This window comes from Arthrobacter sp. fls2-241-R2A-172, from assembly GCF_030208885.1.
Classification (GTDB): domain Bacteria; phylum Actinomycetota; class Actinomycetes; order Actinomycetales; family Micrococcaceae; genus Arthrobacter.
The window spans coordinates 58,003-84,247 of sequence record NZ_JARVTB010000010.1; the positions used below are offsets into that span (position 1 = coordinate 58,003).

A 26,245-nucleotide genomic window follows, 5' to 3' on the forward strand; every position below is an offset into this window, starting at 1 on the left:
AAAATTAGGATCGCTGGATTGTTGAACAATCCAGCAGATTGGTGCATTCTTGATGTAACGCACATCACGAGGCAGGGATCACATCATGGCAATCATCGATCTGAACAGCGACGTCGGCGAGTCCTTCGGCCGCTGGACGCTTGGCGATGATGCGGCCATGTTTGAGTCGGTGTCCAGTGCCAACGTCGCGTGTGGATTCCACGCTGGCGACCCCAGCGTCATCCGCAGCACCTGCGAGAAGGCGGTGGAGGCCGGCGTCGTTATTGGCGCCCACGTCGGATACCGCGACCTCGCAGGCTTCGGCCGCCGCTTCATGGATATCGACCCCATGGAACTCGCGGACGACGTTGTGTACCAGATCGGAGCGCTGCAGGCGCTGGCCGCCACGACGGGAGCCAGCGTCCAGTACGTGAAACCCCACGGCGGTCTCTACAACGCGATCGTCAAGCACACCGCCCAGGCGCGTGCCGTCGTCGAGGCCGTGAAATCGGTAGACCCCAACCTTCCGATCCTCGGCCTCCCGGGCTCCGAAGTCCTCCGTCTCGCTGAAGACGCCGGTCTCCGAGGCATTGCTGAAGCATTCGCGGACCGCGCTTACAACCCTGACGGAACGCTCGTCTCGCGCAACCAGCCGGGTGCTGTTCTGCACGATCCCGCCGAAGTTGCGGAGCACGTCCTACGGATGGCCACCGAACAGTCCGTCAGGACCACGGACGGTTCCATCCTGAACATCCGCGCAGAAAGCATATGCGTACACGGTGACTCACCCGGAGCCGTTGCCATGGCCACCGCAGTGAAGTCCGCTCTGGCCGGTGCCGGCGTGACCGTCGGCTCGTTCCTCTAGCCCATCCCGGGCGCCCCGCACCATCCCTCATCCCCCGGAGGTCATCATGACCAGCACCAACAACGCAGCCAAGGCAGCGACAAGGAAGCCGCCACCCGGTGCGCTCAAGGCGTACGTCGCCAGCCTCACCGGCACCTCGCTGGAGTACTACGACTTCGCCATCTACTCAGTGGCGTCAGCACTCGTTTTCCCGAAGATCTTCTTCCCGGGCAATGACGAATTCGTTGCACTGCTGCTCTCGTTCTCAGCATTCGCGGTGGGCTACTTGGCCCGTCCGATTGGCGGCGTCATCTTTGGCCGCCTGGGTGACAAGATCGGCCGTAAGTACGTCCTGGTTTTCACCCTTGTCCTCATCGGGGTGGCAACTGTGCTCATCGGAGCGCTGCCAGACTACTCCGTCATCGGCGTCGCAGCCCCAACCATTCTGGTGCTGTTGCGCTTGGCCCAGGGCATCGGTGTCGGCGGCGAATGGGGCGGCGCTGTCCTCCTGTCGAGTGAATTCGGTGACCCCAACAAGCGTGGTTTCTGGTCCTCGGCAGCCCAGATCGGTCCGCCGGCGGGCAACCTGATGGCCAATGGCGTTCTTGCCATCCTGGCCGCCTCACTCAGCACCGAAGCCTTCCTTTCATGGGGCTGGCGTGTAGCTTTCCTCGCTTCAGCGCTTCTGGTGGTGTTCGGCCTGATTATCCGCCTCAGGCTCGAGGAAACCCCAGTGTTCAAGGCCATCCAGGCCCAGGGGGACCGCCCCAAAGCTCCCATTAAGGAAGTCTTCACGACGCAACCCAAGGCGTTGGTGGCTGCAGCACTCTCACGCGTTTGCCCCGACATCCTGTACGCGCTCTTCACGGTGTTCGTCGCCGTTTACGCCACCAAGCAACTGGGCATGACCACGGGCAACGTCCTGTCCGCCATCCTGATCGGTTCCGCCTTCCAGCTCTTCCTGATCCCGATGGCCGGGGCGCTGACCGACCGCTTCAATCGTCGCTGGGTCTACGGCATTGCCGCAGCAGCGACCGCAGCCTATATCCCCCTCTTCTTCCTGATGATCCAGGGCAAGTCCGTAGTAATGCTGACTATCGGCACTGTGATCGGTTTGGCACTTCACGCCTTCATGTACGGCCCCCAAGCAGCCTTTATCACCGAGCAGTTCCCTGCCAGGCTCCGCTACGCGGGCAGTTCGTTGGCTTACACGTTGGCCGGCGTGATCGGTGGAGCGGTCGCACCCATCATCTTCACGGCGCTCTACGGTGCCGCGGGCGGTGGCTGGTACTTGATTGCCGTCTACATCCTCGTTGCGGCAGTTGTCACGATCGTCGGGATGCTCCTGGGCCGCGACCCCAAGCCTGAAGAAGACGTTCGTTTGATGCAGGGGACGCACGCTCAGCCGGCGGCGTAGCGAAAAGATGGAAACCGTGATGCACACGACCACCGCAAAAAAGGTTCGATCCGTTCGTCCGGTCGGCACCCGGGCTGTACTGGCCGAACTGGATGGGCTGCAGGATGTCCTCGCCCTGCAGTACATGCTCAGCAAGGCGCCGTTGCCGGGGCAGGTGGACGTTCTTGCCGCCGCAGAAACGGTGATGGTGGTTGGTGAGTCCGCAGCGGCCACCCGCGCCATCGGCGCCCGGCTCCTGGAGTTGGAACTCAGTGCGCCGGAAGTCACTGATTCGGGCTTGGTTGTTATCGACACCGTGTACGACGGCGACGACCTCGCCGATGTCGCGGAGCTGACCGGCCTGAGCGTGGACGGCGTTGTCGCCGCGCACACCGGCCAGATCTGGACAGTGGCCTTTGCAGGCTTCGCACCCGGTTTCGGCTACATGGTGGGCGAAAATGAAGCACTCACGGTTCCCCGCCGTCCTTCACCACGCACGGCGGTTCCTGCGGGATCCGTGGCCCTCGGTGGACAATACTCGGCGGTTTACCCTCGCCGTTCCCCCGGTGGGTGGCAGCTGATCGGCCGGACAGGAGCCAAGATGTGGGATCTGGAACGGTCCCAGCCTGCCTTGGTTCGTCCGGGCGACCGGGTGCAGTACCGGGCGGTCCGCGAGGTTGTGGTGGCTGGTGCCTCACCGGCGAGCGAACCTGAAACGGAGCACCACCCTGACTCGGGTCTTCGAATTCTGAATCCGGGTGCCCAGAGCCTCATCCAGGACCTGGGCCGCCGCGGCTATGGTCCGCTGGGTGTCTCTGCTGCGGGTGCCTTGGACCGGGCTTCATTGCGACGGGCCAACCGGTTGGTAGGCAATGATCCCTCGGCCGCCGCCATTGAGAGCGTCAATGGCGGGCTCACTATCGAGGCGGTCGGCGACCAGGTGATTGCTGTGGCAGGTGCGCCGACGACGCTGGCTATCCAGTCGCCGTCGTGGGTTGAGCCTGAGGTCGGCGGCGCGCACCGGACTGTCCCGATGGCCGAACCTTTCGCGCTGCTCGACGGCGAAGTACTCACCCTGGGTGCCCCCGAGTCCGGCTTTCGGAATTACGTGGCCATCCGGGGCGGAGTAGACGTTCCCGAGGTCCTGGGTAGCCGTTCGGCGGACACGATGTCCGGGATCGGCCCGGCTCCTTTGGTTATAGGACAGATGCTCCCGGTGGGCGAAGCTACCGTTTCCACTGCTGTTGGCAGCCCCGAACTGCAACCCGAATTCCCGGGCAACGGCGTCACGGAGCTGGACGTAGTTCCCGGACCCCGGGCCGACTGGTTCGACCAGGAGGCGCTTGATTCGCTGTGCTCCCAGGAATGGGTGGTCACGCCGCAGTCCAACAGGGTGGGCATGCGTTTGGACGGCACCCCGCTGGAGCGTAGCCGCGAAGGTGAACTACCCAGTGAAGGCACCATGGCCGGAGCCCTCCAGATTCCACCCGCCGGACTGCCCGTGCTGTTCCTGGCCGACCACCCCATCACCGGCGGCTATCCGGTAATCGGCGTGGTGCGCGATGAACACCTGGACCGTGCCGCGCAGGTGCCCATCGGCGGACGAATCCGATTCCGGTTCGTTCCGGATTCAACGACTTTTATGAACACCCCAGAGAAGTGAGTATTTGATGCGCAAGGTCCTGATCGCGAACCGTGGCGAAATCGCCGTCCGCGTCGCCCGTGCTTGCGACGACGCCGGCATTGCCTCGGTGGCCGTTTACGCGGACATCGACGCCGATGCCCTGCACGTTGCCACTGCGGACGAAGCCTACAGCCTGGGCGGAAACTCTCCCGCTGAGAGCTACCTGAACATCGGGAAGCTGCTCGCGGTGGCGGAGCAGTCCGGCGCGGACGCCGTCCACCCCGGCTACGGCTTCCTCTCCGAGAACGCCGATTTCGCACAGGCAGTGCTCGACGCCGGGCTCGAGTGGATCGGTCCCTCGCCGGAGTCGATCCGGCAGTTGGGCAACAAGATCACGGCCCGCGAAATCGCCGTCCGCGCCGGGGCTCCCCTTGTTGCCGGCAGCGACGGCCCGGTTTCTTCGGCCGCCGAGGCTCGCGCGTTCGCTGAGGAACACGGACTTCCCATCGCCATCAAGGCTGCCTTTGGTGGTGGCGGCCGCGGACTGAAGGTGGTTCGCGAACTCGCCGAAGTGGAGGAAGCCTTCGATTCCGCCGTCCGTGAAGCTGTGGCAGCATTCGGTCGCGGCGAATGCTTCGTGGAGCAGTATCTGGACCGGCCGCGCCACGTCGAGGCCCAAATCATTGCGGACGTCCATGGCAACGTGGTGGTGGTGGGCACACGTGACTGCTCCCTTCAGCGCCGACACCAGAAACTCGTGGAGGAAGCTCCCGCGCCCTTCCTGAGCGATGCCCAGCGCCAGCAAATCTACGATGGCGCGAAGGCAATCGTCCGTGAAGCCGGCTACTTCGGTGCCGGAACCGTGGAATTCCTGGTCTCTGCGGATGGCGCCGTAGCCTTCCTCGAGGTCAACACCCGCCTCCAGGTTGAGCACCCCATCACGGAAGAAACCGCTGGAATTGATCTTGTGCAGGAACAGTTCCGGATCGCTGCAGGGTTGCCGTTGAGCATTACCGAGGATCCCGTGGCGCGCGGACACTCCTTCGAGTTCCGCATCAACGCGGAGGACGTGGGCCGAGGCTTCCTGCCCTCACCGGGCACCGTGGCTCTCCTCGAGGCGCCCACCGGACCGGGCATCCGTTTGGACAGCGGTGTACGCTCCGGTTCGTTCGTTGCGCCGCAGTTTGATTCGCTGTTGGCCAAGCTGATCGTCACTGGAGCAGATCGACAGCAGGCGCTGCGCCGTGCCCGCCGTGCCCTCGCTGAAATCAACATCACTGGGCTGGCGACTGTTCTACCGTTCCACCGAGCCGTCCTGGAGTCCGAGGACTTCACCTCCCCTGCCGGACTCAGGGTGCACACGCGGTGGATCGAAACCGACTTTGCGGACAAAATTCCCGTGGACCCCGAGTACAACGTGGTGGCCCCGGGAGGAGAACGGCGAACCATCACTGTCGACGTTGATGGCAAGAGGCTCGCCGTGGGTCTTCCAGCCGATTTGTTGGATGGTTGGGCCCGGTCAGGGCAGGGCGTCCCAGCCTTTTCTACATCGACCGATACGCCGGGTTCTGTCACCGGCATCGGTGCCGCACCCGCTGAGTCCGCACTGGTCTCCAGCATGGCGGGCACAGTGGTGAAGTGGCTCGTCGACCCGGGAGCCGAAGTTACCGCCGGTGATCCGTTGGTTGTCCTGGAAGCCATGAAGATGGAAACCCAGGTGCCCGCGCACCGGTCGGGCACCCTGTCAGAGGTAGTGTCGGCCGCTGGCGGAGTTGTTACGACGGGCGCTGTCCTGGCCCACATCGAGTAGGAGCCCTCGCCTATCGCGTTGCCAACCCGCTGTTCCGTCGCTGGCCAGCAACGGAACAGCGGCCCGGCAACGGCCTAGGTGGACGGCTAGGACCTAACGGCTACGCCCAGCACGCTGTCCAGGAGACCGTTGCGGAACTTGCCCGTGGGGTCGTTCGCCTGGACGAGCGCGCGGAAATCCCCGAAACGGGGGTAGAGAGCGGCAAAGTCGTACTGGCTGGGGGTGAAGAGTTTGCCCCAGTGCGGCCGGGCACCGAACGGACGCAGCGCTTCCTCGAGTTCGGGGAGTACCGCCTCCACCTCGGCCTGCAGGGGCTTCCACGTGAAGTGCAGCGCTACGCTTTGCTGCTGGTAGAAAGGGCTGAGCCAGAACTCGTCCGCGGCCACTGTGCGGATTTCGGAGATGAACAACAGCGGTGCCAACGTGGCCGCCAGGCCCCGGATAGCCTGCAGTGCCGCAGGCGCCTGGTCCAGGGGCAGCAGGAATTCGCTCTGGAGTTCCTCGCCATTGCTTGGCGTGAATTCGTGCCGGAAGTGCGGCAGGCGATCAAGCCACTTTCCGGGGACGTCCAGCTGCTCGGTGCAGTTCTCGGCGGACATATCAGGCAGCGGGTGCAGTGCCGCGGTCGCAGGCGTCCCGCCGAACAGGTCCGCAAAAGGAGCTTCGGTGTCCAGCGCCTTGAACCACACCTGGGGGATGGCATCTCCCGTGTAATTCGTGAAGAAGCTGACGCTGTAGGCGCTGGCCGCGATGGTGTGGAAGTTCGCCAGGGCGCCGTCCCAGGACAGATCAGTAAGGACACGCTGGCGGACCTCGTAGCTGGGCCTGACAGCAAGCTCCAATCCCGTCACAATGCCCAGGGCTCCCACGCCCACCACGCTGGCGAGGAATTCGTCGTCGTCCACGGTGAGTGTCACCAGCTCGCCGGAAGCGCGCACAAGGTCAACGCCCACGACGGCGGCAGCCAGGGAGGGGTTGTTGACCCCACTGCCGTGCGTGCCTGTTTGGATGGCGCCGGCGACGGAGATGTGGGGAAGCGATGCGAGGTTGTGGATGGCGTATCCCTGTTCCTCCAGCGCGCGTCCCAGCGCGCCGTAGCTGATCCCGCCGCTGACCTTGACGGTCCCTTTGTCTTTGTTGAGGGCAATTTCCTGAGGCAGGGCGTCGAGCACGATGTGGGTCCCGTCCGTGTCGGCGACGGTGTTGAAGGAGTGCCGGGAGCCGAGAGCCTTGATGCGGGACGCATTGGCGACGAGCTCCTGCAGCTCGCCAACCGACGTGGGTCGGTGCACTTCCGTGGAGGAGTACTCGAGGTTTCCTGCCCAGTTCTTCATTGAATGATCTTCCAGCTTGGGATACAGATAACTCCCGTAATTGTTAACGCTCTCAACTAATTGCGTCAAGGGGAGTCCAACTGGTTGAAGATAGAGTTCAGGAAATGCGCTGTCTACCAGGAGTCGCCCCGTGAGCAAGGGATCCAAGCCCACCATCCGTGACGTTGCGATGGCGGCCGACGTATCGCTGACCACGGTGTCATACGTGCTCTCCGGCCGGCACGGCGGCACAACCCGGATCAGCCAGCCCACCCAGGACCGGGTGCTGGCGGCGGTCAAAGAGCTGGGTTATGTGCCAAATCAGGCTGCCCGGGGAATGCGTCGGGGCAAGACGGATGTTGTGGCTGTGGCGATCGGGAACCTCGAGTGGCCTTGGGACCGGGCCTTGGCAACAACGGCCGCAAAGATCCTGCCCGAGCATGGGTTCCAGCCAGTGATCCTGTTGGGCGACGATTGGCGTCAGTTCATGATGTCCGGCGGTGCTGATGGTGTGATCATCGGCTACTTCCCGGAATCGAGGTCCGAGGACGAAACGGTCACGGAGCTGGCCCGCCGCGGGGTTGCCCAAGTGGTGATCTCGGGGACCATGAAACCGCAGGGATTCGACGTCCTGGCCCCTGAATCCGAGGCTGGGCTGAGGGAGTGCATGGAGTTCCTCACCGCGTCCCACCGCAGGATCGCCTGCATCCGCAGGGCCGATCCGGCAGGCCGCCGGAAGAGCCGCTATGCCGCATACGCTGCTTGGCTTGAGAGGGCCGGAATTCCGCTCGACGAGTCTCTGGTCAGGACGTCGAACCATCACCCGGCTACAGCGTACCGGTCGGCGCTCGAGCTGCTCCAGATGCCCAACCGGCCCACCGCCATGGTCTGCACCGACGACATGGAGGCGTTGCAGGCCATCCGAGCCGCCTACAGGCTGGGCCTTCGGGTGCCTGAAGATATCCAGATAGTTGGTGTGGGCAACTCAACGGAGGGTCAGGAATACGATCCCGCGTTGACCACCGTGGGACCTGACCCCATCTTCGAAAAGGTGGTCCATATGCTCCTGGACCGCCTGTCTGGCACCACTCCCGCCGCCGGCGTCCGGGTGGCCTCGCCGTGGAAACTGCACCGGCGCGGCACCACCCGGGGTTAGTCCTTCAGCGGACGCCGAGCCAGCCAGGCGGCGACAATCGCGCCGGAAATGTTGTGCCACAGGGAGAACACGGCGGACGGCAGTGCGGCCAGTGCGCCGAAGTGGGCGGTAGCCAGCGTGGCGGCCAGCCCCGAGTTCTGCATGCCCACCTCGAATGCGAGGGCACGGCGGGCTTTGTCGTCCAGGCGGCCGAGTTTGCCGGCCAAGTAGCCCAACCCCAGGCCAAAGCCGTTGTGGAGGACGACTGCCAGGAAGACAATTCCGCCGGCAGCAACGATCTTGCTGGCGCTGCCCGCCACGACGATCGCCACGATCAGGGAAATAACGACGGCGGACGCCCAGGGGAGTACCGGAAGGACCTTTGCGACCAGCTTGGAAAGGAACAAGCGGGCCAGCAGGCCTGCGATGACCGGCAGCAAGACGGTCTTTACGATGTCCAGGACCATGGCGCCGGCGTCGATGTGCAGGAAGGAGCCCGCCAGGAACAGCGTCAGTGCCGGTGTCACGAGGGGTGCGATCAGCGTCGAAACCGAGGCGACAGCCACAGAAAGGGCAACGTCGCCCTTGGCAAGGAACGCCATGACGTTCGAAGCAGTACCCGACGGAGCGCAACCCACCAGAATGAGGCCCACGGCCAGTTCCGGCGGCAATTGCAGAAGAACGGCGATGAGCCAACCGGCGCCGGGCATGATCACGTAGTGCGCCACAATACCCAGTGCCACGGCCCAGGGGCGGCGGGCAACCGAGGCAAAGTCCGGTGGGGTCAACGTCAGGCCCATGCAGAACATAATGGTGCCGAGCAGGTAGGGGACTGCGGTGCCCATGGGTTTGAAGACATCCGGAAGCAGGAACCCGAGGACACCTGCTGCCACCACCAGGAGCGGGAACACCGTCACGGCAATACGCGCAATCCTGGCCTCAGCGGCAAGGGCTGCGTTCGCGGGTTCTTGGGTCTTTGACGGGGTATTGGTTGCCTCAAGCATTCATCCATGCTCACACTTGGCGCGCGGCAGGGACGACTTCGTTACATTCACGGCCGTGTATATGTCAGATGACCGTCGTCTCATCCCGGGTTTGATCAGGAGTTGAGCTTCCCCGCCAGACGCTCCCGCATGCGCACGCTGGCCTCGTTCAGCCCAATGAACTCCACCTCGCGCCCATGGTTGCGGTACTTCTCAGTCACTGAATCGAGGACGGCCACCGTAGACGCATCCCAGATGTGCGAGCCGTGGAGATCGATAACTACGCGATCTATGCCTTCTGAGGAATCCTTTGCGTAGTCGAACTGGGTGTAGAGATCGTTGGATGAGGCGAAGAAGAGTTCACCGTCTACCGTGTACGTCGCCACGGTCTCTCCGTTGAGCTCCAGTTCGGTCCGCTCGACTGTCGCAAAATGGGCCACCCGCCGCGCAAACAGCACCATTGCGGTCAGAACGCCGACGCCGACTCCCACCGCCAGATTGTGTGTCGCCACCACAGCGGCAACGGTCACCAGCATCACCGCAGTCTCGGATTTCGGGAGGCGCTTCAGGGTTGAAAGCCGCACGGAGTGCCAGTCGAAGGTGATCAGGGAAACGAAGATCATGACGGCCACCAAGGCTGCCATGGGGATCATTCCCACAACGTCACCCAAGACGACCACCAACACCAGGAGGAAAACGCCTGCAAGGAACGTGGACAGCCGGCTGCGTGCCCCCGAGCCTTTGACGTTGATCATGGTCTGCCCGATGACGGCGCATCCGCCCAGGCCGCCCAGGAACCCGGTCACGATGTTTGCCGCACCTTGGCCCCACGAGACCCGTGTCTTGTTTGAACGGGTGTCCGTGATGTCGTCCACCAGCTTGGCGGTCATGAGCGACTCCAGCAGACCCACCAAGGCCATGGACAAGGCGAAGGGTGCGATGATCCGGAACGTCTCCAGGTTCAAGGGGACGTTGGGCAGGAAGAAGCCCGGGAGGCTGTCCGGGAGTTCGCCCTTGTCGCTCACGGTCGGAACGTCGATTCCACCAAGCACAGTGACCAAGGTGATGAGCACAATCGCCACCAAGGGAGCAGGAACAGCCTTGGTGAAGCGCGGCAGAAGAAACACGATCACCAATCCCACGATGACGATCGGATACACCGCCCAAGGGACGTTGAAGAGTTCCGGCATTTGCGACATGAACACCAGGATGGCCAGTGCATTCACGAAACCGATCATCACCGAACGCGGGATGAAACGCATCAGCCGTGTCACCCCCAGCACCGCCAGGATGATCTGGAAAACCCCGGCAAGGATGATCGTGGCAATCAGGTAGTCGAGTCCGTGTTCCTTCATCACCGGAGCGATCACCAGTGCCACCGCCCCGGTTGCCGCGGAGATCATGGCGGGACGGCCTCCCACCAGTGCGGTCACCACGCCCATGGTGAACGAAGCGAACAACCCGATCCGAGGATCCACGCCCGCAATCACCGAGAACGCGATGGCCTCCGGGATGAGTGCCAAAGCCACCACGAGACCCGCGAGGGATTCCGTCAGCAGGCGGCGGGGCGAACGGAACGTCACCCGCAGTGACATGAGTTGCTCGGGAGTCATGGGTCCTTATTGGGGGCGGTCTTTACAAAGCAGTCTGACGGTAGCGCTCAATCTGCTTAAGACGCCGCTGGAGGCTGTCGCGCCGCGGGTGCGGAACGACGTCGGGCGCCTCGGCGGTGAGATCAATGTGTTCGGTTCCGTACTGCCACAGCAGGAGGTCATCCAGGAGGCGGTCGGGGCCGGGGGAGTAGCGGTGGTCCAGGGCCTTGCGGACCTCGGTGATCCGGTTGGCGCTGAGCAGCCCAGCCAGTTCCACGGTCTTGGTCAGTCCGTGGGCGGCAAGCAGCTCGGCGGCCCATCCCCAGTCGTCATCAACTTTACGGTCAACGTGGGGAAGGAGCGTCCGCCAGACATCACGAACCCGGTTGGGAGTCAGGGGCGAACCGCCCTCACCCTCCAGGTCCCAGTAGCTGCGGACTTCCTCGTAGCGCTCATGGAGGTCGGCGAAGGCGCTCTCCACCGTTTCCAGCATTGCCGCGGTTGCTGTGAACTGACGGTCGAAATGGGGTGTCCAGGCGCGTGGATCTTCGGCCTTGAAACGGATGTCGTGCTCAATCTCGCTCCAGGCGTGCGCGAACACTGTACGGATCTGGCATTCGAAGAAATAGCTGCCGTTGGCCGGCATGTCCGGATTGAAGACGTGCTGGTACTCCTTGACGGCCTCGTTCTGGATAGTGCGAAGGATCAGGTGGCGGCTGGAGTAGCCGTAGGTCCCGGACTCGATGGAGCCGATGTCCTTCTCGCGGTCGCCACGGCAATCAAAGAGCTGACGCTGCCGCTTGATGATGTTGGCTACCGCAGCGTTTTCGGCGGGCAGCTTGGTGATGACACGGATGCCCACCATGTCGTTCAACGTGCGGAAAGGGTCCGGGAACTTGAGGACCCGCGGACCGCCCGGCTCCAAGGGATCATCCGTCCGGGAAATCTTTTCCCGGAACGACTCCACGGTCTTTGTCCGTCCCGTGACGAACAACGGCGTGACTTCGGCGTCGTTCAGCATGTCCCTCAACGTGAGCAGGACATCGCGGGTAACGCGCTTGAGGGCAGGGCGAACCCGCTCATAGAGGGCCACGTTCGCGTCCACTGCGTCGCGCTGGTCCTGGTCCAGGCTGTCCCAATTGCTTGCCATGCCCCCAGCTTACGGGTCGGGTCCGACACTGAACCCGGCCACTCGCCGTCGGGGTGCCCCTAGCCAAACTTCCGGATCGTCACGATAGGCTCAGTACAAAGGAGGGCGCAATGTTGCGGCACAAGTACAGCTACGGCGAACACCCCAGTCAGTGGGGCGAACTCTTCATACCTGAACCGAACAACGGGAACCATCGCGGCGCATCAGCAGCTGCCGGTGGAGTCGCCGTTGTGATCCATGGCGGCTACTGGCGCTCGCAGTACGGTGCGGAGCTCGGTGAGCCCCTTGCGCGGGACCTTGCAGCGCACGGCATCACGGCCTGGAACCTTGAATACCGGCGGGCAGGGAACGGCGGTGGTTGGCCCCATACTTTCGAGGACATCCTGGCCGGCATCGACCATCTGTCCGAAATCGCGGGCGACCACGACCTCCAGTTGGGCAAAGTGGTGGCACTCGGGCATTCGGCTGGCGGTCACCTTGCTGTCTGGGCCGCCGGTCGTGAGCGGCTTTCGGCCATAGGAACTCCCGACGCCGACCGCCAACTGGTGCGCTCACCCGAGGACAACGCGGTCCACCTGACAGGCGTGGTGAGCCAGTCCGGCTTGCTCAACCTTGCGGCCGCGGAGAAGCTCAACCTCAGCAACGGCGCAGTCTGCAACCTCATGGGCGGTGATTCGGCCAGATTCCCCAAACGGCATAAATACGCGGATCCCATGAGTTTGCTGCCCATCAACGTCCCCGTCTATGCCGTGCACGCCACGGAAGACGAGGACGTTCCTGCAAGCCAGTCCGAAGCCTACGTTGCTGCGGCCACGGCTGCCGGTAGCGCGGCCCAGCTGTTGCGCGTGCCCGGCGACCATTTCGACCTGATCGATCCCAAGGCAGTGGCTTACAAGAAGTGCCGCGAGCTGGTGCAGCGATTGCTCTCGTAATTGTTGGGCTGCGGAGGCCGCGCTCTGGCAGAGTGGTCCCATGCTGACTGTCATTGGTGAAGCCCTGGTGGACGTCGTTCAACGCTCCTCTGGAATCGAGGCGCATGTGGGCGGGAGCCCGCTCAACGTGGCAGTCGGGCTGGCGCGCCTGGACCACCCCGTCCAGTTCATCGGGCGGTACGGCCGCGACGCTTACGGCGACTCGATCGCCGCGCACCTGCGTTCAAGTTCGGTGATGGTGCCGCTGCCGCCGGACGACAAACCAAGCAGCGTCGCCACCGCTGAAATCGACGACGACGGCGCCGCCACCTACGCGTTCGACCTCGCTTGGGAGTTGCCCGGCCTCGCCCCGCGGCTGCCGCTGATGCTGCAGGGCACCACCCTGCTCCACACAGGTTCCATCGCCACTGCCTTGGAGCCCGGCGCCGCGGAGGTGCTTTCCGCCGTCGAGCATGCCCACCCGGCCAGCACCATCAGCTTCGATCCCAACTGCCGTCCAAGCATCATCACGGACGTCGACTACGCACGTAGGCAAGCCGAACGCTTCGTAGTGCTGTCCGACGTCGTAAAGGCCTCTGACGAGGACCTCGAATGGCTGTATCCCGGCGTCGATCCGACGGAATCCGCGCGCCGTTGGCTGGCCCTGGGCGGCGACGAAGGACCTGCGTTGGTGGTGGTGACCCGTGGATCACGCGGGCCATGGGGGATCACACGGGCCGGGGAAACGGAAGTGGCCGCGCCCTCCGTGAACGTCGTGGACACTGTGGGTGCGGGGGACTCGTTCATGGCCGGGCTGCTGTCCGCGATTGTGGACCACGGGCTGGACGGGGCGCAGAACAGGGACGCGCTCCGGGCCATGCCTGCGGAGACACTCGCCGCGATCCTGGATCATGCAACGCGTGCTGCCGCTGTCACGGTCTCGCGGGCCGGGGCCAACCCCCCGACCCGCGCCGAGCTCAACCAGGGTGCGGCTTAGGAGCTAGCCGGCCCCGTGCCCTGCGGCTACCTCTTCACCGGCCTTGACCGGGCCCGGTGGGGTGCCCTCACCAAAGGGGTTGCCGCCCAGGGCCTCGCGTCCGTGGTCGGTAAGCCACCCGGACAGGTCCGGGCCGGCAGGAACGATCTGCGTGGGGTTAATATCCTCATGCACTATGTAGTAGTGCTGCTTGATCTGCACGAAATCGATGGTGTCGCCGAAGCCCGGAGTCTGGAACAAGTCCCGGGCGTAGCCCCACAAGGCAGGCATTTCATTGAGCTTGTTCCGGTTGCACTTGAAGTGTCCGTGGTAGACGGCATCGAAGCGGGCCAGGGTGGTGAAGAGCCTGACATCGGCCTCCGTGATGGTGTCGCCCACCAGGTAGCGCTGGGTCGTCAACCGTTCCTCCAGCCAATCCAAGGCTGTCCACAACCGTTCGTAGGCGGCGTCGTAGGCCTCCTGTGAGCCCGCGAACCCGCACCTGTACACGCCGTTGTTGACCTCGGTAAAGACGCGCCTGTTGACCAGGTCGATCTCCTCGCGCAGGTGTTCCGGATAGAGCTGCGGGGCGCCGGGCCGGTGGAACTCCGTCCATTCCGTGGAGAAGTCCAGAGTGATCTGGGGGAAGTTGTTGGTGACCACTGCCCCGCTGGGGACATCGACAATGGCCGGAACAGTGATGCCTCGGGGGTAATCCGGGAAGCGGCGGAAGAACGCCTCCTGCAGCCGCTCAATGCCCAGCACGGGATCCTTGCCGTCCGGATCGAGGTCGAACGTCCAGGAGCGGGCGTCGTGTGTGGGTCCTGGCTGGCCGAGGCTGATGACGTCTTCGAGCCCAAGGAGCCTGCGGGCAATCACAGTTCGGTTGGCCCACGGACATGCCCGCGCTGCGATGAGGCGATACCGTCCCGGTTCGACAGGCCAGCCCGGTTCTCCGTCAGGTCCGGGTGCGCCATCGCGGGTGATGCGGTCCTCAATATAATTCGTGTCCCGGTTGAACTCACCGCCGGTGACATACGCGCCGCGTGTGCTGTGTTCTTCGATTGTTCCGGTCTTCTCGCTCATGAACCCACACTATGGGGCACTTCCAGGGCTGCGCTATCACTTGGCTTCGGCGGCGCCAGATCAGCAGCCCACTAGACTGGATTGATGCGGCTCGTAGCAAGCGATATTGACGGCACCATCCTCGGTCACGACGGCAAAATCAGTGACCGGACCATCAAGGCATTCCAGGCGTGCCGTGACGCAGGGGTGGAATTGGTCTTCGTCACGGGCCGGCCGCCGCGGTGGCTTTACCCGCTTCAGGAGCAGCTCGGCCACAGCGGAATCGTGATCTGTTCCAACGGCGCGGTCGTGTGGGATTTGGAATCCGAAAAAGCACTTTCCTCATGCGTCCTGGACGCCGCGTCAGTCTTTGAGGCCCGCCGCATCATCAAGTCCATCAGGCCCGATGCCCTGTTCGCGGTCGAAACCCTGACAGGTTTCCAGCTGGAGCCGGGCTTCATCGAGAACGAAACCAGTGAGCTGCTTGCCGAGTTCACCCCCCGGCCGTTGGACGAGACGCTGACGGCGGATGACGCCGTCGTAAAGTTCCTGGCGATCACCCGCAAGGGCACCCCTGACGATTTCCTTGCCGAGGTGCAGCCGGCAGTCGCCCACTTGGTGAGCACGACGCATTCGGCCCCACGCACGGCAATGCTGGAAATGTCCGTCCAAGGCATCAACAAGGCCGTCACCCTGGCCAAGTACGCCGAGTCGCTGGGGATCGAGGCCGCGGACGTCGTGGCGTTCGGGGATATGCCCAACGACATTGAGATGCTCCGTTGGGCGGGCCACGGCTACGCGATGGCCAGCGGACACCCGGAGGCCATTCTTGCCGCCGGCCAGCAGGCTCCCCACTTCGACGACGACGGCGTGGCCCAGGTTCTTGAGGCGAAACTCACCGAACAGCGGGTTTAGTTTCCGAACCGCGGGACCCAACAACGGACGTTGTCGCAGTAGCGGTCAAAGTCTGTGCCAAACCGTCGGCGGAGATCAGCTTCTTCGTGGGGCCTCACTGCGTAATTCCACACCAGCGAGCCAATCACCGCGTAGGCGACCACCAGCCACGATCCCAGCATGAGTCCGATGGCAGCGCCCTGCACGATTCCTGCGAGAGCCATCGGGTTCCTGATCCAGCGGTACGGCCCGGCGATGACCAAACGGTTGGGCATCGCGGACGGCAGCGGCGTGCCCTGTCCAAGGGTGGACATGGCCAGTGCTGAATAGATGCCCAGTGCGCTGGCAAGTACCAGGAGGACCGCGCCTATCACGCCTGCGATGCCAGGGATCGGCAGGGCGACAGCCCAGCGGTGCTCCAGTTCTGACACCGCGAGGGGAATCACTCCCAGGAAGAAGCTCCAGAAGAGCACGAGTTGCGCGAAAGTCGTCGCGACATGCGGAGCTGCCGTGGGGCGTTGCGCTGCTGGGCGGAACGCGAACGGACCGCGGAGAACCCACTCAGATGGCACTCGTCCGTAGGCAACGAGGCAGAGCGCCACTATGGAACATGCGGACGCGGCGGCCATGGCCACAACGCCCCACCCTGCTTCGGTGCTGATGGTGGCATAGCTTGCCAACGCCACGGTGACCAAGCAGGTCCAGGCGGTGGCGATGACAGCCGCCGCCTTGTTGCCACAGGCCGCCACGGCCGAAGCCACGACGAACAGCGGGATATCCGCACAGGCAACCATGACAGGATCCAACCGTCCAAGCGTTAATTCACGGATCAGTGGCAGGGCAAAGACTGAGATCCACCAGGCAGCCCCCGCCACGGCCTGCGCGGCAAAATATGCCCGCCCCCACGCAGGCCCCGTCACGGGTGCCGCACGCCCTTGCCCGCCAGCAGGGCGCGGTAGCCCTCCTTATATGTGGGGAAGGTGAGTTCGACCCCGGTGGCCCGTACACGCTTGTTCGAACAGCGTTTGTCGCCAGGGCCGGCGTCGGACGCGTCGCCGGGTGCCGCCGTCGGGGGTTCCGGGCAGCCCAGTTCAGCAGCAAGAAACCGCATGACCTCGCCCATTTCTGCCGCGTGATCGTCAACGCCTATGTACACCGGATCCGGAGCCTGGTCCATGGTGGTGAGGTGGACGATCATGGCTGCGGCGTCGTCCCTGTGGATGCGGTTGGTGTGCCGGGGCCGGGCGGGAATGACCGCTTGTCCTGTGCGGACCTGGTCAATCAGCCGGGTGCGTCCCGGTCCGTAGATGCCGCCCAGGCGCAACGAGATGGCCTCTGTGCTGGTGCCTCGGGTCCGAGAGAACAGCAATTCTTCGGCCTCCACCAGCACTTTTCCGCTGAAGCGCGTCGGCTCCGTGGCCGTGGACTCGTCCACCACAGCCCCGCCGGAATCCTTGTACACAGCCGTGGAGGAGACGAAAAGGATCCGGCGCGGCTCCAACCTTTGCCGCTCCAACGCGTCCAGCACGTTCCGGGTGCCCTCCAGATAAGCCGTGCGATAGGCCTCCTCGGTGGAGGTATCGGCTGCCACGGCAATCACCACGATGTCCACATCCGAGGGAAACTCCGGCAGGTCCTTGGCGAGGTCCGCGTACATTCCACGGATCTGGGGCGGCAGCTTTTCGGGGGACCGACGCAGGCCAACAACCTCACGGCCGGCGGCGGCGAAGCGAAGCCCGGCTTCGGTTCCGAGGTCGCCGCACCCGGCAATCAATACAGTCATGCCCCTAGTTTCGCAGGCCGCAGCTGTCACCGAGTTCCCAGCCTCCATACAACCGGCGTTCACGTGGCACCCGTAGGCTTTCAGCCACGGACTTGTTAGCACGTCGAAGGTGCAGGGGAACCATGGCAAAGCGTAGGATCAACGATTTCACCACTGCGCCGTTGCGGCGCATCGAACCGGACCATCACTGGCGCTCGCTGCGGCAGGGCGACCGCGTCAAGGTCACGCTCACCCCCGGTTACGAGTCCGCAGGTGTGGTGGACGCCGTCACCGGAGACGCCACAGCAGTTTGGGTGGAGCTCGACGGCGGTCGCGGCCGGACGCTGGTGCACGTCAGCGACGGCGTCGCGATCGTTCCACACGAGGCCTGACACACTTCTTTGGGGCGGACGTCGGCTACGCTACGGGTGTGAAGCTGCCCTATTTCCTCCGCAAGGACGGTTCGGTTGGCCCTTTGGCCTTCGCGCACCGGGGTTTTTCGTTGGACGGCCTGGAGAATTCCATGTCAGCCTTCAAAGCTGCAGTCGAATTGGGAACTGCGCATCTGGAAACGGACGTGCACACCACCCGTGATGGCGTGGTCCTTGTCTTCCATGACTCGTCCCTGGACCGGGTGACCGATTCCGTGGGCACCGTCTCCTCGCTGACCGCCGCGGAGGTTGCCAAGGCGCGCATTGGTGGGATGGAGCCGGTGCCAACGTTCGACGAGCTGGTTACCTCGTTGCCGGACGCCCGGCTGAACCTGGATGTCAAGGACTGGAACTCGGTGCGCCCCTTGGCGGAGGCCATTGAGAGGCATGGAATCCACCACCGGGTCCTGGTGACGAGCTTTTCGGACAGGCGCCGCCGCGCAGTCCTTCGGCTGTTATCACGGCGTGTGGCCTCCTCGGCCGGCAGCACTCTGACGGCGCTTTTTGTTCTTCTGGGTCCTGTCCTGCCCGCCACTTTGGCACGGAAGCTGCTTGCCGGCGTCGACGTTTTCCAGGTCCCGGTCCGCTACGGAAGGCTCCCGGTTGTGACTCCGGGTTTCGTCCGACGCGCCCATCGGCTGGGCCTGCAGGTGCATGTGTGGACCATCAATGAACCCGCGGAAATGGACCGGCTGCTGGATCTTGGCGTGGACGGTCTCGTGTCCGACCGGCTCGACCTCCTCAAGGAAGTCCTGGTCCGTCGCGGCGAGTGGGTGTGAGCGAGCGTTTGGTTGAAGCGGGTGGGATGTGAGCGAGGGTTGGGGGGAACCGGACCCTCGCTCACATCCCTACCGTTTCCCGTGGACCCTCGCTCACATCCCCAGGGTTTCGACGGCGCCCGACGGGTTGGGCTGACACCCAAAAACCTACGTGAGATGGTGGTCAGTACCAGCAGCCACTGTGCGAGGGAGATTGGCGTGACCCTGTTCCGTTTAGCGATCCTTGATGACTACCAGCAGGTCTCCGGGGATTACGCCCCGTGGGAGTCACTGCTCGACGACGACGTGAAGGTCAGTGTTTTCAGCGCACCTTTCGTGTCGGAGGAGCAGGCCGTGGCCGCCTTGGCGCCGTTCGACATCATTGTGGCGATGCGCGAACGCACCCGGTTCCCGCAGAGTGCCTTGGATGCCCTGCCGAACGTCAAGCTCCTGGTGACTACGGGCATGGCCAACGCCGCCATTGATATGGAAGCGGCAAAGGAGCGCGGGATTGTGGTGTGCGGGACGGCTGGTTCACCGGCGGCGGCACCGGAGCTGGCATGGGCGCTCCTGTTGGCATTTGCCCGGAACCTTCCTGTGGAGGAGAACTCGCTCAGGACGGGGGAGTGGCAAACGGGCGTTGGGTTCGAACTCGAGGGAAAGACCCTGGGCATTGTGGGCTTGGGCAAGATCGGTTCCCGAATGGCCCGCTACGCCAAGGCCTTTGGGATGGACGTCCTGGCGTGGAGCCAAAACCTCACCGCCGAAGCAGCCGAAGCAGCGGGCGCCCGGAAGGTGACAAAAGAGGAGCTGTTCCGCGAGTCCGACGTGGTCACGCTGCACCTTCGGTTGTCGGAGCGTACGGAGGGCATTGTGGGAGCCAAGGAACTCCGGCTTCTGGGCCCGGAGGGGCTGTTGGTGAACACGGCCCGGGGTCCGCTGGTGGACGAAGCAGCACTCGTACAGGCCCTGGAGGAAGGCTGGATCAGGGGCGCCGCCTTGGACGTCTTCGACGAGGAACCGCTTCCTTCCGGGCATGCATTGTTGCACTCTCCCCGGACGGTGCTTTCGCCGCACATCGGCTACGTGACGCACGAGAGTTACCGGCAGTTTTATGGTGGTGCGTTCGAGGACGTGAAAGCGTGGCTTGCGGACGCTCCGGTTAGAGTGTTGAACGGCTAGGTTACGCTGCGGCAAGCGCTTTCCCAGCAAAGCTGGCAAGATGGATCCATGCGTATCCTCATCGCCCCCGACAAGTTCAAGGGATCCCTGACCGCTGCCGAAGCCGCGTCAGCCATGGCCGAAGGCGCCCTCCGCGTCTACCCGGATGCCGTGACCACCCAGTTCCCGGTGGCCGACGGCGGCGAAGGCACACTGGATGCCGCCATCGCAGCGGGCTACGAAGAGCGGAACAACGCCGTGGTTGGGCCCATCCTCAAGCCTGTTGGCGCTTCCTGGGCGATCCGCAAGGACGCATTTGGCGGCGCCACTGCCGTGATCGAAACCGCGCAAGCATCCGGCCTGGCGCACATGGAGCCGACTCCCGAGAACTCGCTCCGCGCCCACAGCTACGGCTGCGGCCAGCTGATCGCCGCCGCTCTCGAAGCCGGTGCCACTGAGATCGTGCTGGGGTTGGGCGGTTCGGCAATGTCCGACGGCGGCAGCGGAGCCTTGCGTGCGTTGGGGCTCAAGCCCCTCGATGCCGCGAGGAACGTGGTGCCCCTCGGCGGCGGTTCGCTGGCCGACGTCGTCGCCTTGGATGTCTCCGGGCTGGATCCGCGGCTTTCGGCCGTGACGTTCCGCATCGCCGTCGACGTCCGGAACCCGCTGTACGGGCCTGATGGCGCCGCACATGTTTTCGGTCCGCAGAAAGGCGCCGATGAGGACGCCGTAGAGAAGCTCGACGCCGGCCTTCGCAACTGGGCATCGCTCCTTCGGGAAACCACCGGCCGCGACGTTAACGTGCCCGGAGCCGGAGCGGCAGGCGGGTTCCCGGCGTCGTTCCTGGCCTTTACTGACGCTGCGCTGGAAGGCGGCTTCGCGTTGGTCGCAGGCCTCACGGGCCTGGCCCAGCACCTGGGCGAGGCCGACCTGGTCATCACCGGCGAGGGGTCCATGGACGAGCAGTCGCTCACGGGCAAGGCGCCGATCGCGCTAGCCGACGCCGCCAGTGTGCACGGCATACCAGTGGTGGCCGTTGCGGGGCGCATCACGGTCACGCCGGAAGACCTGGCGAAGCACGGGATTGTGGCTGCCGCGCAGTTGCTGGACGTTGCACAGCGCAAGGATGGTGTTCCCGACGTCGCCGATGCCGTGGCTAATGCGGCCAAGTACCTGGCGTGGGCGACCAGCCAGGTGCTTGAAGGGGCGTAGCGCCTACTGGCGGTAGCCCTCAACCTCGTCGACCGGCCGGGGCTCGGCGTCGTCGGGGTTCTCGCCGGCGTTTTTCTTGGCGCGACGTTGGCGCAGCAGGTCCCAGCACTGGTCCAGCTGTGCCTCCAGCTGGGCGAGGCGGGCGCTGTCATCCCCCGCCCCAGTGCTGGTGGAGTCGCGCAAGCGGTGTTCCTCCTCGACCAGCGACTGAATACGTTCCAGCAGGTCCTGGTTATCCATGCTCTGTCTCCTTTGTGGTGGGACGCTTACGTTCGAACGTAGCCCAGCCGACGGGGTGCGTCTACTCTCAGCCGACGGCATACTTGGGTCATGAAATTCACTACGACCATCGTGGGCGATGGCAACAAGGCTGGCATCGAGGTTCCGGACGAGGTTGTTGACGGGTTGGGTGCCGGAAAGCGCCCGCCGGTGGTGGTGACCATCAACGGCCAGAGCTATCGCAGCAGCGTTGCGGTGATGGGCGGCAAATACATGGTGGGCGTCAGCTCGGCGAACCGTGAACTGACGGGCGCTTCCGCTGGGGACACGGTTGAGGTTGGCTTGGAAGTGGATACCCAGCCCCGCATCATCGAGGTGCCCCAGGACTTGGCTGCCGCGCTGGACGCCGAGCCTGGGGCGAAGGCCTTTTACGAGACCCTGAATTACAGTTCGCAGCGGAGGTACGTGGAGCCGATCGGGGACGCCAAGACGCCGGAAACCCGTGCCCGGCGGATCGCAAAGGTGGTTGCGGATTTGAAGGCCGGGAAGAAGTAGCTACACGCCGTTATCGAGCGAGCGAGTCGACCCGCCGCCGCGGCCACACGCCGTGGCCGCTAGGCTGGACTTTTCGAGCTTTGGAGGCTGGCAGTGGTTTACGACCCCGAGCGCGATCTGCGGGACGATGAAGTGTATGCCGAGCACAAGGAGGCCGTGGCCAATGGTCAGAAGCGAGTGCTCCGCAGGACCAGCACCGGCGAACTCCACAGTTATGCCGGCGATGAGATTGGATTCACGCCAGGTCGCGGCCAGGCGCAGGTGAGTTCCTGGTGGGGGATGGCGATTCTGTCGGCATTCGGATGCCTTGGGTTCGTTGCGTCGGTGGCGATGCTTCTGTCCCCGCTTTTTCAAGGAGATAGCCCCTCATGGGGCGCTCTTTGGGGTATGGGGCTGGCGGGGTTTATTGCCTGGTATGGATTCAACCTGTCCAGGGACGAGTACAAAGCCACGCGGCTTCGCAAACAACGCGGTTCTCCTATGCCGGGCACCGGTTACGTTGATGTGCAGCTGCTGGAAACAGGCCGGCGCCGCGCCAAACGAGGCAGGCGGGCTCCGCCGTCGTGCGTTTAGTCTTTCCGCAGACTGTACGTGCTCACCACGTTGCCCTTGCTGGTGGCGTACTGGTCCTCCAGCACCAGCCGGTTCAGCGGATCACCGTCCTCGAAGAGCCGACGGCCGGTACCGGCAATCACCGGGTGCGTCATCAGGGTCAGCTCATCGAGCACGCCCGCGAACAGCAGTTGGCGTACCAGCGAGATACTGCCGCACACGGCGATCTCACCGCCGTCGCGGTTCTTGAGTTCCGTGACGAACTGCTCCACGTCGCCCTCAATCAGGTGCGAGTTTTCCCATTCCAGCGGCTCAGCCAACGTGCGGGATGCGACGAACTTCTCGACGGGGTTAATGAATTTGGCGAAGTCGTCGTCCTGCGTCGCGTTCGGCCAATACTGGGCCCATTCCTGGTAGCTGATCCGGCCTAGGACCACAGTGTCCACGGTATTGATCATCTTGGTCAGGCCCTTGCCAAGGTCCTCGTCAAAGCTATCGAACTGAAACTTGAACGGATCCTGGACCACGCCATCGACGGAGTGGAACAGTCCGGCGGTAACTTTGCGCATCGGTGCCTCCTGTTAGGCTGCTCGGCTTGCTGTTTGGAATTCGCGGGACGGAAGGGCAGTCACGTTGCCGGGGGCAGGGTTGAGTTTGACCGGCATTTCATGGAGCTCAGCATAAACCTTGAGCTGATCCAGGGCTTCGGGATCCACCATCGCGTCCGTCAGGTCCATCTCGACGCCGAGACCGCCGCCCAGGCTCCTGGTCCGCTGAACCACCGGATACAGCCCCTGCAGGCTCTGTGCGGTCACGTGACCGGTCGCTGCGATCTGGATCTGTTCGCCGTCAACGTCGACGCGAACAACTACGGAAAGCTTCTCGCTGGTCAATGTACTGCCTTTCATCGTTGCTGCCACGCTGCAGCGCCCCCCAGCGTATGTGGCGAGTGTGACGTGCGCAACATTGCGACGAAAAGGCGAGTGCCGCCGTCGTACTTCTCGTGAAAGTACGACGACGGCACCCGGGTTTGGTGCCTCGGTGGCCGCTAGGCGGTCTGGCCGGCGTGTTGGCCTTCGGAGATTTCCTCCACGACCTTGGCGTTGAAGGCGGGCAGGTCGTCCGGTTTACGGCTGGTGACCAGGCCCTGGTCCACGACGACTTCCTCGTCGGTCCAGTTGGCGCCCGCGTTCTTCAGGTCCGTCTGGAGCGTGTGGTACGAGGTGACGTTGCGGCCCTTGATTACGCCGGCCTCGATGAGGAGCCATGGGCCGTGGCAGATCGATGCCACGGGCTTGTGCTGCTCGAAGAAGGCTCGTGTGAAGTTCTGGGCGTCCTTGTCGACGCGGAGGTTGTCCGCGTTCACGACGCCGCCCGGGAGTACCAGGGCGTCGAAGTCGGATGCATTGGCGTCTGACACCGCGAGGGTTGCATCGAAGGTGTCGCCTGGCTCGGTGCCGTTGTAGCCCTGGATGGTGCCCTTTTCAGGGGCGATGAGCGTAGGTTCGCCACCGGCGTCCTTCACTGCTTGCCATGGGCTGGTGAGTTCCACCTGCTCCACCCCGTCCGTCAGCAGGAATGCGACCTTCTTGCCCGAGATGTTGTGTTCTGACATTGTTCCTCCTCTTGTTCGGCTGCCTTTTGGGCACATGCCGTTGCTGCGAGAGTTGTTTGTCTGACCTGTTCCAGCCTAGGGAACACGGTCTTAGTAAGCAAGCTGACTATTTGCTCCGTCGGGCAGCGCTGCTCTTCCGAGTGGCTTTCGCGCCCGGGCCTGCACCGGCGTGTGGCTACCGGATAGTAGGCTGGGTCGCATGACGTGGGGGCGCCGGTTCCTCCCGCACCCCGGAGGACTCGACCCATCCACGCCCGGAGCGCTTCCCACTGGCTGGAAGACCTACACCCTGTGGCAGCACGCCGACTCGGGCGTCTCCCCGGGGACCAGAACGTCTTCAACGGAACGCTGACTCAGCTGAAGTCCTTCGCCACCAATCCCGGACCGATCTTCTCTGATATCTCCGGTGGCCAATTCACCACCGAGATCACCTGGCTTGCCAGCAAGGGCATCAGCACGGGCTGGACCGAAGCCAATGGAACCAAGACCTACCGGCCGCTTGAACCAGTTGCGCGTGATGCCATGGCCGCGTTCATGTACCGCCTGGCAGGTTCGCCGGCCTACAGCCCGCCCGCAAAGTCGCCTTTTGCGGACATTGCCACGAACAATCCGTTCTACAAGCAGATCACCTGGTTGGCGGCTAGCGGCACCAGTACCGGCTGGGCCGAGGCGAACGGAACCAAGACCTACCGTCCCCTGGAGCCGGTCGCCCGCGACGCCATGGCCGCACTCATGAGCCGCTACAACGCCAGGTTCGGGAGCAAGTAGCGGGCCGTTGCGGGGCTACTTCCCCTTGCGTCCCGTTCGCTTGGCGGCGGCGTTCATCGCCGACTTCACCGCAGGCGGCAGTCCCGCCGTCTCGGTCTCCGGTTCAGCAACGGTCCCACGCCAACGGGCGAGGCCTTTCATGCCGTGGTAGATCACCAGTGCTGCAGCTGACCCAAGGGCGATGCCGGTGAACTTCAGCTCGCCAATGGTCCACGTGTAGTCCGCGATCCCAATGATCAAAGCCACGGCAGCGGTGGTCAGGTTGATCGGGTTGGAGAAATTGACCTTGTTCTGCACCCAGATCTTCACGCCAAGGACGCCGATCATGCCGTAGAGCATCGTCGCGGCGCCACCCAGGACGCCCGGCGGGACGGTCGCGATCAGTTCTCCGAATTTCGGGGAGAAGCTCAGCAGAATGGCGAAGATACCGGCCACCCAGTACGCCGCCGTCGAATAGACCTTGGTGGCGGCCATGACGCCGATGTTTTCTGCGTACGTGGTTGTACCCGAACCGCCGCCGAATCCGGCAAGTACCGTCGCGGCGCCGTCGGCCATCAGTGCGCGCCCGGAGACGCCGTCGAGGTTTTGGCCGGTCATAGCGGCTACCGACTTCACGTGCCCGACGTTCTCGGCCACCAGCACCAGCACCACCGGCACAAACAGGCCCACAACCCCAATGTGGAACTCGGGCGTCTGGAAGAACGGGAGGCCAACCCAGGCTGCGGCGTCCATTTTTTCGTAGCTGACCTCGCCGCGCATCATGGCCACCAGGTACCCAACCACAACGCCCACCAGGATGCTCAGCCGTCCCAGGATGCCGCGGAACAGGACGGACACCAGGATGATCGTCACCAAGGTGACCAAGGCGGTGACGGGAGCGGCGTCGAAGTTGTTCTTCGCGGCAGGGGCCAGGTTGAGGCCGATCAGCGCCACGATGGCGCCGGTGACGATCGGCGGCATGAGCCGGTTGATCCATTCGGCACCGAACTTCTGCACGACGGCACCAATAAGGGCCAGTACGACGCCGGCCAGCACCACGCCGCCCAAGGCGCCGCTGACGCCGTATTGCTGTTGGGACGCCATGATCGGGGCGATGAACGCGAAGCTTGAACCGAGATAGCTGGGCACCCGGCCCTTAGTGACCACCAGGAAGAGCAGCGTCCCGATGCCCGAGAAGAACAAGGTGGTGGCTGGTGGCATGCCGGTGATGATGGGGACCAGGAAGGTCGCCCCGAACATGGCCACAACATGCTGCATGCCGATGCCGATGGTCAACGGCCACGCGAGCCGCTCATCCGGTGCCACCACGTGGCCGGGCCGGATGGACTTGCCGTTGCCGTGGAGCTTCCATTTGGTGCCGAGCATGCTCATGGCAGGCCTTCCTCAGAAGAGTGTTGGGATTCGGTGCAACATTACCGCCATTGCGGGGCCTGCTCTACGCGCTTCGCGCTGGATTCGGCACGCATGGCGGGCCCCGCAACGCAAAGAAGCGACACGCGGAGTCATGCTTTGTGCGCAACGTCACGCGCCGTCATGGGAA

The 26,245-nt window shown here is 63.9% G+C and carries 27 protein-coding genes; 15 read left to right on the forward strand and 12 right to left on the reverse strand.

Features of this window, described 5'->3' with window-relative positions; translation table 11 throughout:
- The first annotated feature begins 85 nt into the window (after nucleotides 1–85).
- Genes QRM57_RS15005 through QRM57_RS15020 form a run of 4 tightly spaced genes read left to right on the forward strand, consistent with a single transcriptional unit; the run spans nucleotide 86 to nucleotide 5,653 of the window.
- Nucleotides 86–844 (forward strand): LamB/YcsF family protein, encoded by a 759-nt coding sequence (locus tag QRM57_RS15005; protein WP_284987164.1) that lies wholly within the window; start codon nucleotides 86–88, stop codon nucleotides 842–844.
- A 46-nt stretch (nucleotides 845–890) separates the two neighbouring features.
- Nucleotides 891–2,240 (forward strand): MFS transporter, encoded by a 1,350-nt coding sequence (locus tag QRM57_RS15010; RefSeq protein ID WP_284987165.1) that lies wholly within the window; start codon nucleotides 891–893, stop codon nucleotides 2,238–2,240.
- Between the two features lie 7 nt (nucleotides 2,241–2,247).
- Nucleotides 2,248–3,882 (forward strand): 5-oxoprolinase subunit B/C family protein, encoded by a 1,635-nt coding sequence (locus QRM57_RS15015; RefSeq protein ID WP_284987166.1) that lies wholly within the window; start codon nucleotides 2,248–2,250, stop codon nucleotides 3,880–3,882.
- A 7-nt stretch (nucleotides 3,883–3,889) separates the two neighbouring features.
- A complete protein-coding gene (locus QRM57_RS15020) occupies nucleotides 3,890–5,653 on the forward strand; it encodes an acetyl/propionyl/methylcrotonyl-CoA carboxylase subunit alpha (RefSeq protein ID WP_284987167.1) in 1,764 nt (587 codons plus the stop codon).
- 86 nt (nucleotides 5,654–5,739) lie between these two features.
- Here QRM57_RS15020 and QRM57_RS15025 read toward each other — a convergent pair whose 3' ends face one another.
- Complete coding sequence (locus QRM57_RS15025) at nucleotides 5,740–6,987, reverse strand: D-arabinono-1,4-lactone oxidase (RefSeq protein ID WP_284987168.1); 1,248 nt, start codon at nucleotides 6,985–6,987, stop codon at nucleotides 5,740–5,742.
- 130 nt (nucleotides 6,988–7,117) lie between these two features.
- Here QRM57_RS15025 and QRM57_RS15030 point away from each other — a divergent pair, with 130 nt between their 5' ends.
- Complete coding sequence (locus tag QRM57_RS15030; RefSeq protein ID WP_284987169.1) at nucleotides 7,118–8,122, forward strand: LacI family DNA-binding transcriptional regulator; 1,005 nt, start codon at nucleotides 7,118–7,120, stop codon at nucleotides 8,120–8,122.
- Here the strand turns inward: QRM57_RS15030 and QRM57_RS15035 are convergent.
- The 3 genes from QRM57_RS15035 to QRM57_RS15045 all read right to left on the reverse strand — a co-directional run bounded on the left by QRM57_RS15035 (nucleotide 8,119) and on the right by QRM57_RS15045 (nucleotide 11,826).
- Nucleotides 8,119–9,105: a bile acid:sodium symporter family protein gene (locus tag QRM57_RS15035; protein ID WP_284987170.1), complete on the reverse strand. Its 987-nt coding sequence runs from the start codon at nucleotides 9,103–9,105 to the stop codon at nucleotides 8,119–8,121. The genes QRM57_RS15030 and QRM57_RS15035 overlap by 4 nt on opposite strands.
- Before the next feature lie 95 nt (nucleotides 9,106–9,200).
- Nucleotides 9,201–10,697 (reverse strand): SulP family inorganic anion transporter, encoded by a 1,497-nt coding sequence (locus tag QRM57_RS15040; protein WP_257370010.1) that lies wholly within the window; start codon nucleotides 10,695–10,697, stop codon nucleotides 9,201–9,203.
- Nucleotides 10,698–10,719: 22 nt separating this feature from the next.
- Nucleotides 10,720–11,826, reverse strand: a complete 1,107-nt coding sequence (locus QRM57_RS15045; protein ID WP_144649037.1) for a GTP pyrophosphokinase — start codon at nucleotides 11,824–11,826, stop codon at nucleotides 10,720–10,722.
- 110 nt (nucleotides 11,827–11,936) lie between these two features.
- Between QRM57_RS15045 and QRM57_RS15050 the strand changes: the two genes are divergently transcribed.
- Nucleotides 11,937–12,758, forward strand: a complete 822-nt coding sequence (locus QRM57_RS15050) for an alpha/beta hydrolase fold domain-containing protein (protein WP_211710383.1) — start codon at nucleotides 11,937–11,939, stop codon at nucleotides 12,756–12,758.
- 40 nt (nucleotides 12,759–12,798) lie between these two features.
- The gene (locus QRM57_RS15055; protein WP_284987171.1) at nucleotides 12,799–13,734 is read left to right on the forward strand and encodes a carbohydrate kinase family protein; all 936 of its coding nucleotides are present in this window, start codon (nucleotides 12,799–12,801) and stop codon (nucleotides 13,732–13,734) included.
- A 3-nt stretch (nucleotides 13,735–13,737) separates the two neighbouring features.
- On the opposite strand, the gene QRM57_RS15060 is transcribed toward QRM57_RS15055, so the two are convergent.
- Nucleotides 13,738–14,799 carry a glutathione S-transferase family protein gene (locus QRM57_RS15060; RefSeq protein WP_284987172.1) on the reverse strand — a complete coding sequence of 354 codons (1,062 nt, stop codon included), beginning with the start codon at nucleotides 14,797–14,799 and terminating at the stop codon, nucleotides 13,738–13,740.
- A gap of 84 nt (nucleotides 14,800–14,883) precedes the next feature.
- On the opposite strand from QRM57_RS15060, the gene QRM57_RS15065 reads away from it, so the two are divergent.
- Nucleotides 14,884–15,693: an HAD family hydrolase gene (locus QRM57_RS15065; RefSeq protein ID WP_284987173.1), complete on the forward strand. Its 810-nt coding sequence runs from the start codon at nucleotides 14,884–14,886 to the stop codon at nucleotides 15,691–15,693.
- On the opposite strand, the gene QRM57_RS15070 is transcribed toward QRM57_RS15065, so the two are convergent.
- Entirely contained in the window at nucleotides 15,690–16,592 is a 903-nt protein-coding gene (locus QRM57_RS15070; RefSeq protein WP_284987174.1) for a methyltransferase family protein, read from the reverse strand. The genes QRM57_RS15065 and QRM57_RS15070 overlap by 4 nt on opposite strands.
- On the reverse strand, nucleotides 16,589–17,503 hold the full coding sequence (locus QRM57_RS15075) for an SDR family oxidoreductase (protein WP_257370015.1): 915 nt from the start codon (nucleotides 17,501–17,503) through the stop codon (nucleotides 16,589–16,591). The genes QRM57_RS15070 and QRM57_RS15075 overlap by 4 nt, the downstream gene beginning before the upstream one ends.
- Before the next feature lie 74 nt (nucleotides 17,504–17,577).
- Here QRM57_RS15075 and QRM57_RS15080 point away from each other — a divergent pair, with 74 nt between their 5' ends.
- The 4 genes from QRM57_RS15080 (at nucleotide 17,578) to QRM57_RS15095 (ending at nucleotide 20,996) form a co-directional block, all read left to right on the forward strand.
- Complete coding sequence (locus tag QRM57_RS15080) at nucleotides 17,578–17,826, forward strand: hypothetical protein (protein ID WP_211710388.1); 249 nt, start codon at nucleotides 17,578–17,580, stop codon at nucleotides 17,824–17,826.
- A 38-nt stretch (nucleotides 17,827–17,864) separates the two neighbouring features.
- Nucleotides 17,865–18,644 (forward strand): glycerophosphodiester phosphodiesterase family protein, encoded by a 780-nt coding sequence (locus QRM57_RS15085; RefSeq protein WP_284987175.1) that lies wholly within the window; start codon nucleotides 17,865–17,867, stop codon nucleotides 18,642–18,644.
- A gap of 198 nt (nucleotides 18,645–18,842) precedes the next feature.
- Nucleotides 18,843–19,805 (forward strand): D-2-hydroxyacid dehydrogenase family protein, encoded by a 963-nt coding sequence (locus QRM57_RS15090; protein ID WP_284987176.1) that lies wholly within the window; start codon nucleotides 18,843–18,845, stop codon nucleotides 19,803–19,805.
- Between the two features lie 48 nt (nucleotides 19,806–19,853).
- On the forward strand, nucleotides 19,854–20,996 hold the full coding sequence (locus QRM57_RS15095) for a glycerate kinase (RefSeq protein ID WP_284987178.1): 1,143 nt from the start codon (nucleotides 19,854–19,856) through the stop codon (nucleotides 20,994–20,996).
- A 3-nt stretch (nucleotides 20,997–20,999) separates the two neighbouring features.
- Here QRM57_RS15095 and QRM57_RS15100 read toward each other — a convergent pair whose 3' ends face one another.
- Nucleotides 21,000–21,236, reverse strand: coding sequence for a DUF2630 family protein (locus tag QRM57_RS15100; RefSeq protein WP_284987179.1), 237 nt, complete (start codon nucleotides 21,234–21,236; stop codon nucleotides 21,000–21,002).
- A 90-nt stretch (nucleotides 21,237–21,326) separates the two neighbouring features.
- Between QRM57_RS15100 and QRM57_RS15105 the strand changes: the two genes are divergently transcribed.
- Together QRM57_RS15105 and QRM57_RS15110 are read left to right on the forward strand one after the other, a co-directional pair.
- Nucleotides 21,327–21,770, forward strand: coding sequence for a YdeI/OmpD-associated family protein (locus tag QRM57_RS15105; RefSeq protein ID WP_284987180.1), 444 nt, complete (start codon nucleotides 21,327–21,329; stop codon nucleotides 21,768–21,770).
- A gap of 93 nt (nucleotides 21,771–21,863) precedes the next feature.
- Complete coding sequence (locus tag QRM57_RS15110; protein ID WP_284987181.1) at nucleotides 21,864–22,343, forward strand: hypothetical protein; 480 nt, start codon at nucleotides 21,864–21,866, stop codon at nucleotides 22,341–22,343.
- Here QRM57_RS15110 and QRM57_RS15115 read toward each other — a convergent pair.
- The 3 genes from QRM57_RS15115 to QRM57_RS15125 all read right to left on the reverse strand — a co-directional run bounded on the left by QRM57_RS15115 (nucleotide 22,340) and on the right by QRM57_RS15125 (nucleotide 23,937).
- Complete coding sequence (locus QRM57_RS15115; RefSeq protein WP_284987182.1) at nucleotides 22,340–22,891, reverse strand: dihydrofolate reductase family protein; 552 nt, start codon at nucleotides 22,889–22,891, stop codon at nucleotides 22,340–22,342. The genes QRM57_RS15110 and QRM57_RS15115 overlap by 4 nt on opposite strands.
- Nucleotides 22,892–22,903: 12 nt before the next feature.
- Complete coding sequence (locus QRM57_RS15120; RefSeq protein WP_284987183.1) at nucleotides 22,904–23,230, reverse strand: hypothetical protein; 327 nt, start codon at nucleotides 23,228–23,230, stop codon at nucleotides 22,904–22,906.
- 140 nt (nucleotides 23,231–23,370) lie between these two features.
- On the reverse strand, nucleotides 23,371–23,937 hold the full coding sequence (locus tag QRM57_RS15125) for a type 1 glutamine amidotransferase domain-containing protein (protein WP_284987184.1): 567 nt from the start codon (nucleotides 23,935–23,937) through the stop codon (nucleotides 23,371–23,373).
- 291 nt (nucleotides 23,938–24,228) lie between these two features.
- On the opposite strand from QRM57_RS15125, the gene QRM57_RS15130 reads away from it, so the two are divergent.
- Nucleotides 24,229–24,705, forward strand: a complete 477-nt coding sequence (locus QRM57_RS15130) for a hypothetical protein (protein ID WP_502868654.1) — start codon at nucleotides 24,229–24,231, stop codon at nucleotides 24,703–24,705.
- Between the two features lie 15 nt (nucleotides 24,706–24,720).
- Here the strand turns inward: QRM57_RS15130 and QRM57_RS15135 are convergent, their stop codons facing one another.
- The gene (locus QRM57_RS15135; protein WP_284987185.1) at nucleotides 24,721–26,076 is read right to left on the reverse strand and encodes a uracil-xanthine permease family protein; all 1,356 of its coding nucleotides are present in this window, start codon (nucleotides 26,074–26,076) and stop codon (nucleotides 24,721–24,723) included.
- Nucleotides 26,077–26,245: the final 169 nt, after the last annotated feature.

Excerpts from the sequence above, each read along its gene's own strand:
- QRM57_RS15100 (WP_284987179.1), bottom strand. The coding sequence starts at position 21,236 with ATGGATAACCAGGACCTGCTGGAACGTATTCAGTCGCTGGTCGAGGAG.
- QRM57_RS15025 (WP_284987168.1), bottom strand. The coding sequence starts at position 6,987 with ATGAAGAACTGGGCAGGAAACCTCGAGTACTCCTCCACGGAAGTGCAC.
- QRM57_RS15125 (WP_284987184.1), bottom strand. The coding sequence starts at position 23,937 with ATGTCAGAACACAACATCTCGGGCAAGAAGGTCGCATTCCTGCTGACG.
- QRM57_RS15035 (WP_284987170.1), bottom strand. The coding sequence starts at position 9,105 with ATGCTTGAGGCAACCAATACCCCGTCAAAGACCCAAGAACCCGCGAAC.
- QRM57_RS15115 (WP_284987182.1), bottom strand. The coding sequence starts at position 22,891 with ATGCGCAAAGTTACCGCCGGACTGTTCCACTCCGTCGATGGCGTGGTC.
- QRM57_RS15075 (WP_257370015.1), bottom strand. The coding sequence starts at position 17,503 with ATGGAGGCTGGGAACTCGGTGACAGCTGCGGCCTGCGAAACTAGGGGC.
- QRM57_RS15050 (WP_211710383.1), top strand. The coding sequence starts at position 11,937 with ATGTTGCGGCACAAGTACAGCTACGGCGAACACCCCAGTCAGTGGGGC.
- QRM57_RS15080 (WP_211710388.1), top strand. The coding sequence starts at position 17,578 with ATGGCAAAGCGTAGGATCAACGATTTCACCACTGCGCCGTTGCGGCGC.
- QRM57_RS15020 (WP_284987167.1), top strand. The coding sequence starts at position 3,890 with ATGCGCAAGGTCCTGATCGCGAACCGTGGCGAAATCGCCGTCCGCGTC.
- QRM57_RS15060 (WP_284987172.1), bottom strand. The coding sequence starts at position 14,799 with ATGAGCGAGAAGACCGGAACAATCGAAGAACACAGCACACGCGGCGCG.
- QRM57_RS15040 (WP_257370010.1), bottom strand. The coding sequence starts at position 10,697 with ATGACTCCCGAGCAACTCATGTCACTGCGGGTGACGTTCCGTTCGCCC.
- QRM57_RS15135 (WP_284987185.1), bottom strand. The coding sequence starts at position 26,076 with ATGAGCATGCTCGGCACCAAATGGAAGCTCCACGGCAACGGCAAGTCC.
- QRM57_RS15120 (WP_284987183.1), bottom strand. The coding sequence starts at position 23,230 with ATGAAAGGCAGTACATTGACCAGCGAGAAGCTTTCCGTAGTTGTTCGC.
- QRM57_RS15045 (WP_144649037.1), bottom strand. The coding sequence starts at position 11,826 with ATGGCAAGCAATTGGGACAGCCTGGACCAGGACCAGCGCGACGCAGTG.
- QRM57_RS15065 (WP_284987173.1), top strand. The coding sequence starts at position 14,884 with ATGCGGCTCGTAGCAAGCGATATTGACGGCACCATCCTCGGTCACGAC.
- QRM57_RS15010 (WP_284987165.1), top strand. The coding sequence starts at position 891 with ATGACCAGCACCAACAACGCAGCCAAGGCAGCGACAAGGAAGCCGCCA.
- QRM57_RS15015 (WP_284987166.1), top strand. The coding sequence starts at position 2,248 with ATGGAAACCGTGATGCACACGACCACCGCAAAAAAGGTTCGATCCGTT.
- QRM57_RS15005 (WP_284987164.1), top strand. The coding sequence starts at position 86 with ATGGCAATCATCGATCTGAACAGCGACGTCGGCGAGTCCTTCGGCCGC.
- QRM57_RS15105 (WP_284987180.1), top strand. The coding sequence starts at position 21,327 with ATGAAATTCACTACGACCATCGTGGGCGATGGCAACAAGGCTGGCATC.
- QRM57_RS15055 (WP_284987171.1), top strand. The coding sequence starts at position 12,799 with ATGCTGACTGTCATTGGTGAAGCCCTGGTGGACGTCGTTCAACGCTCC.
- QRM57_RS15095 (WP_284987178.1), top strand. The coding sequence starts at position 19,854 with ATGCGTATCCTCATCGCCCCCGACAAGTTCAAGGGATCCCTGACCGCT.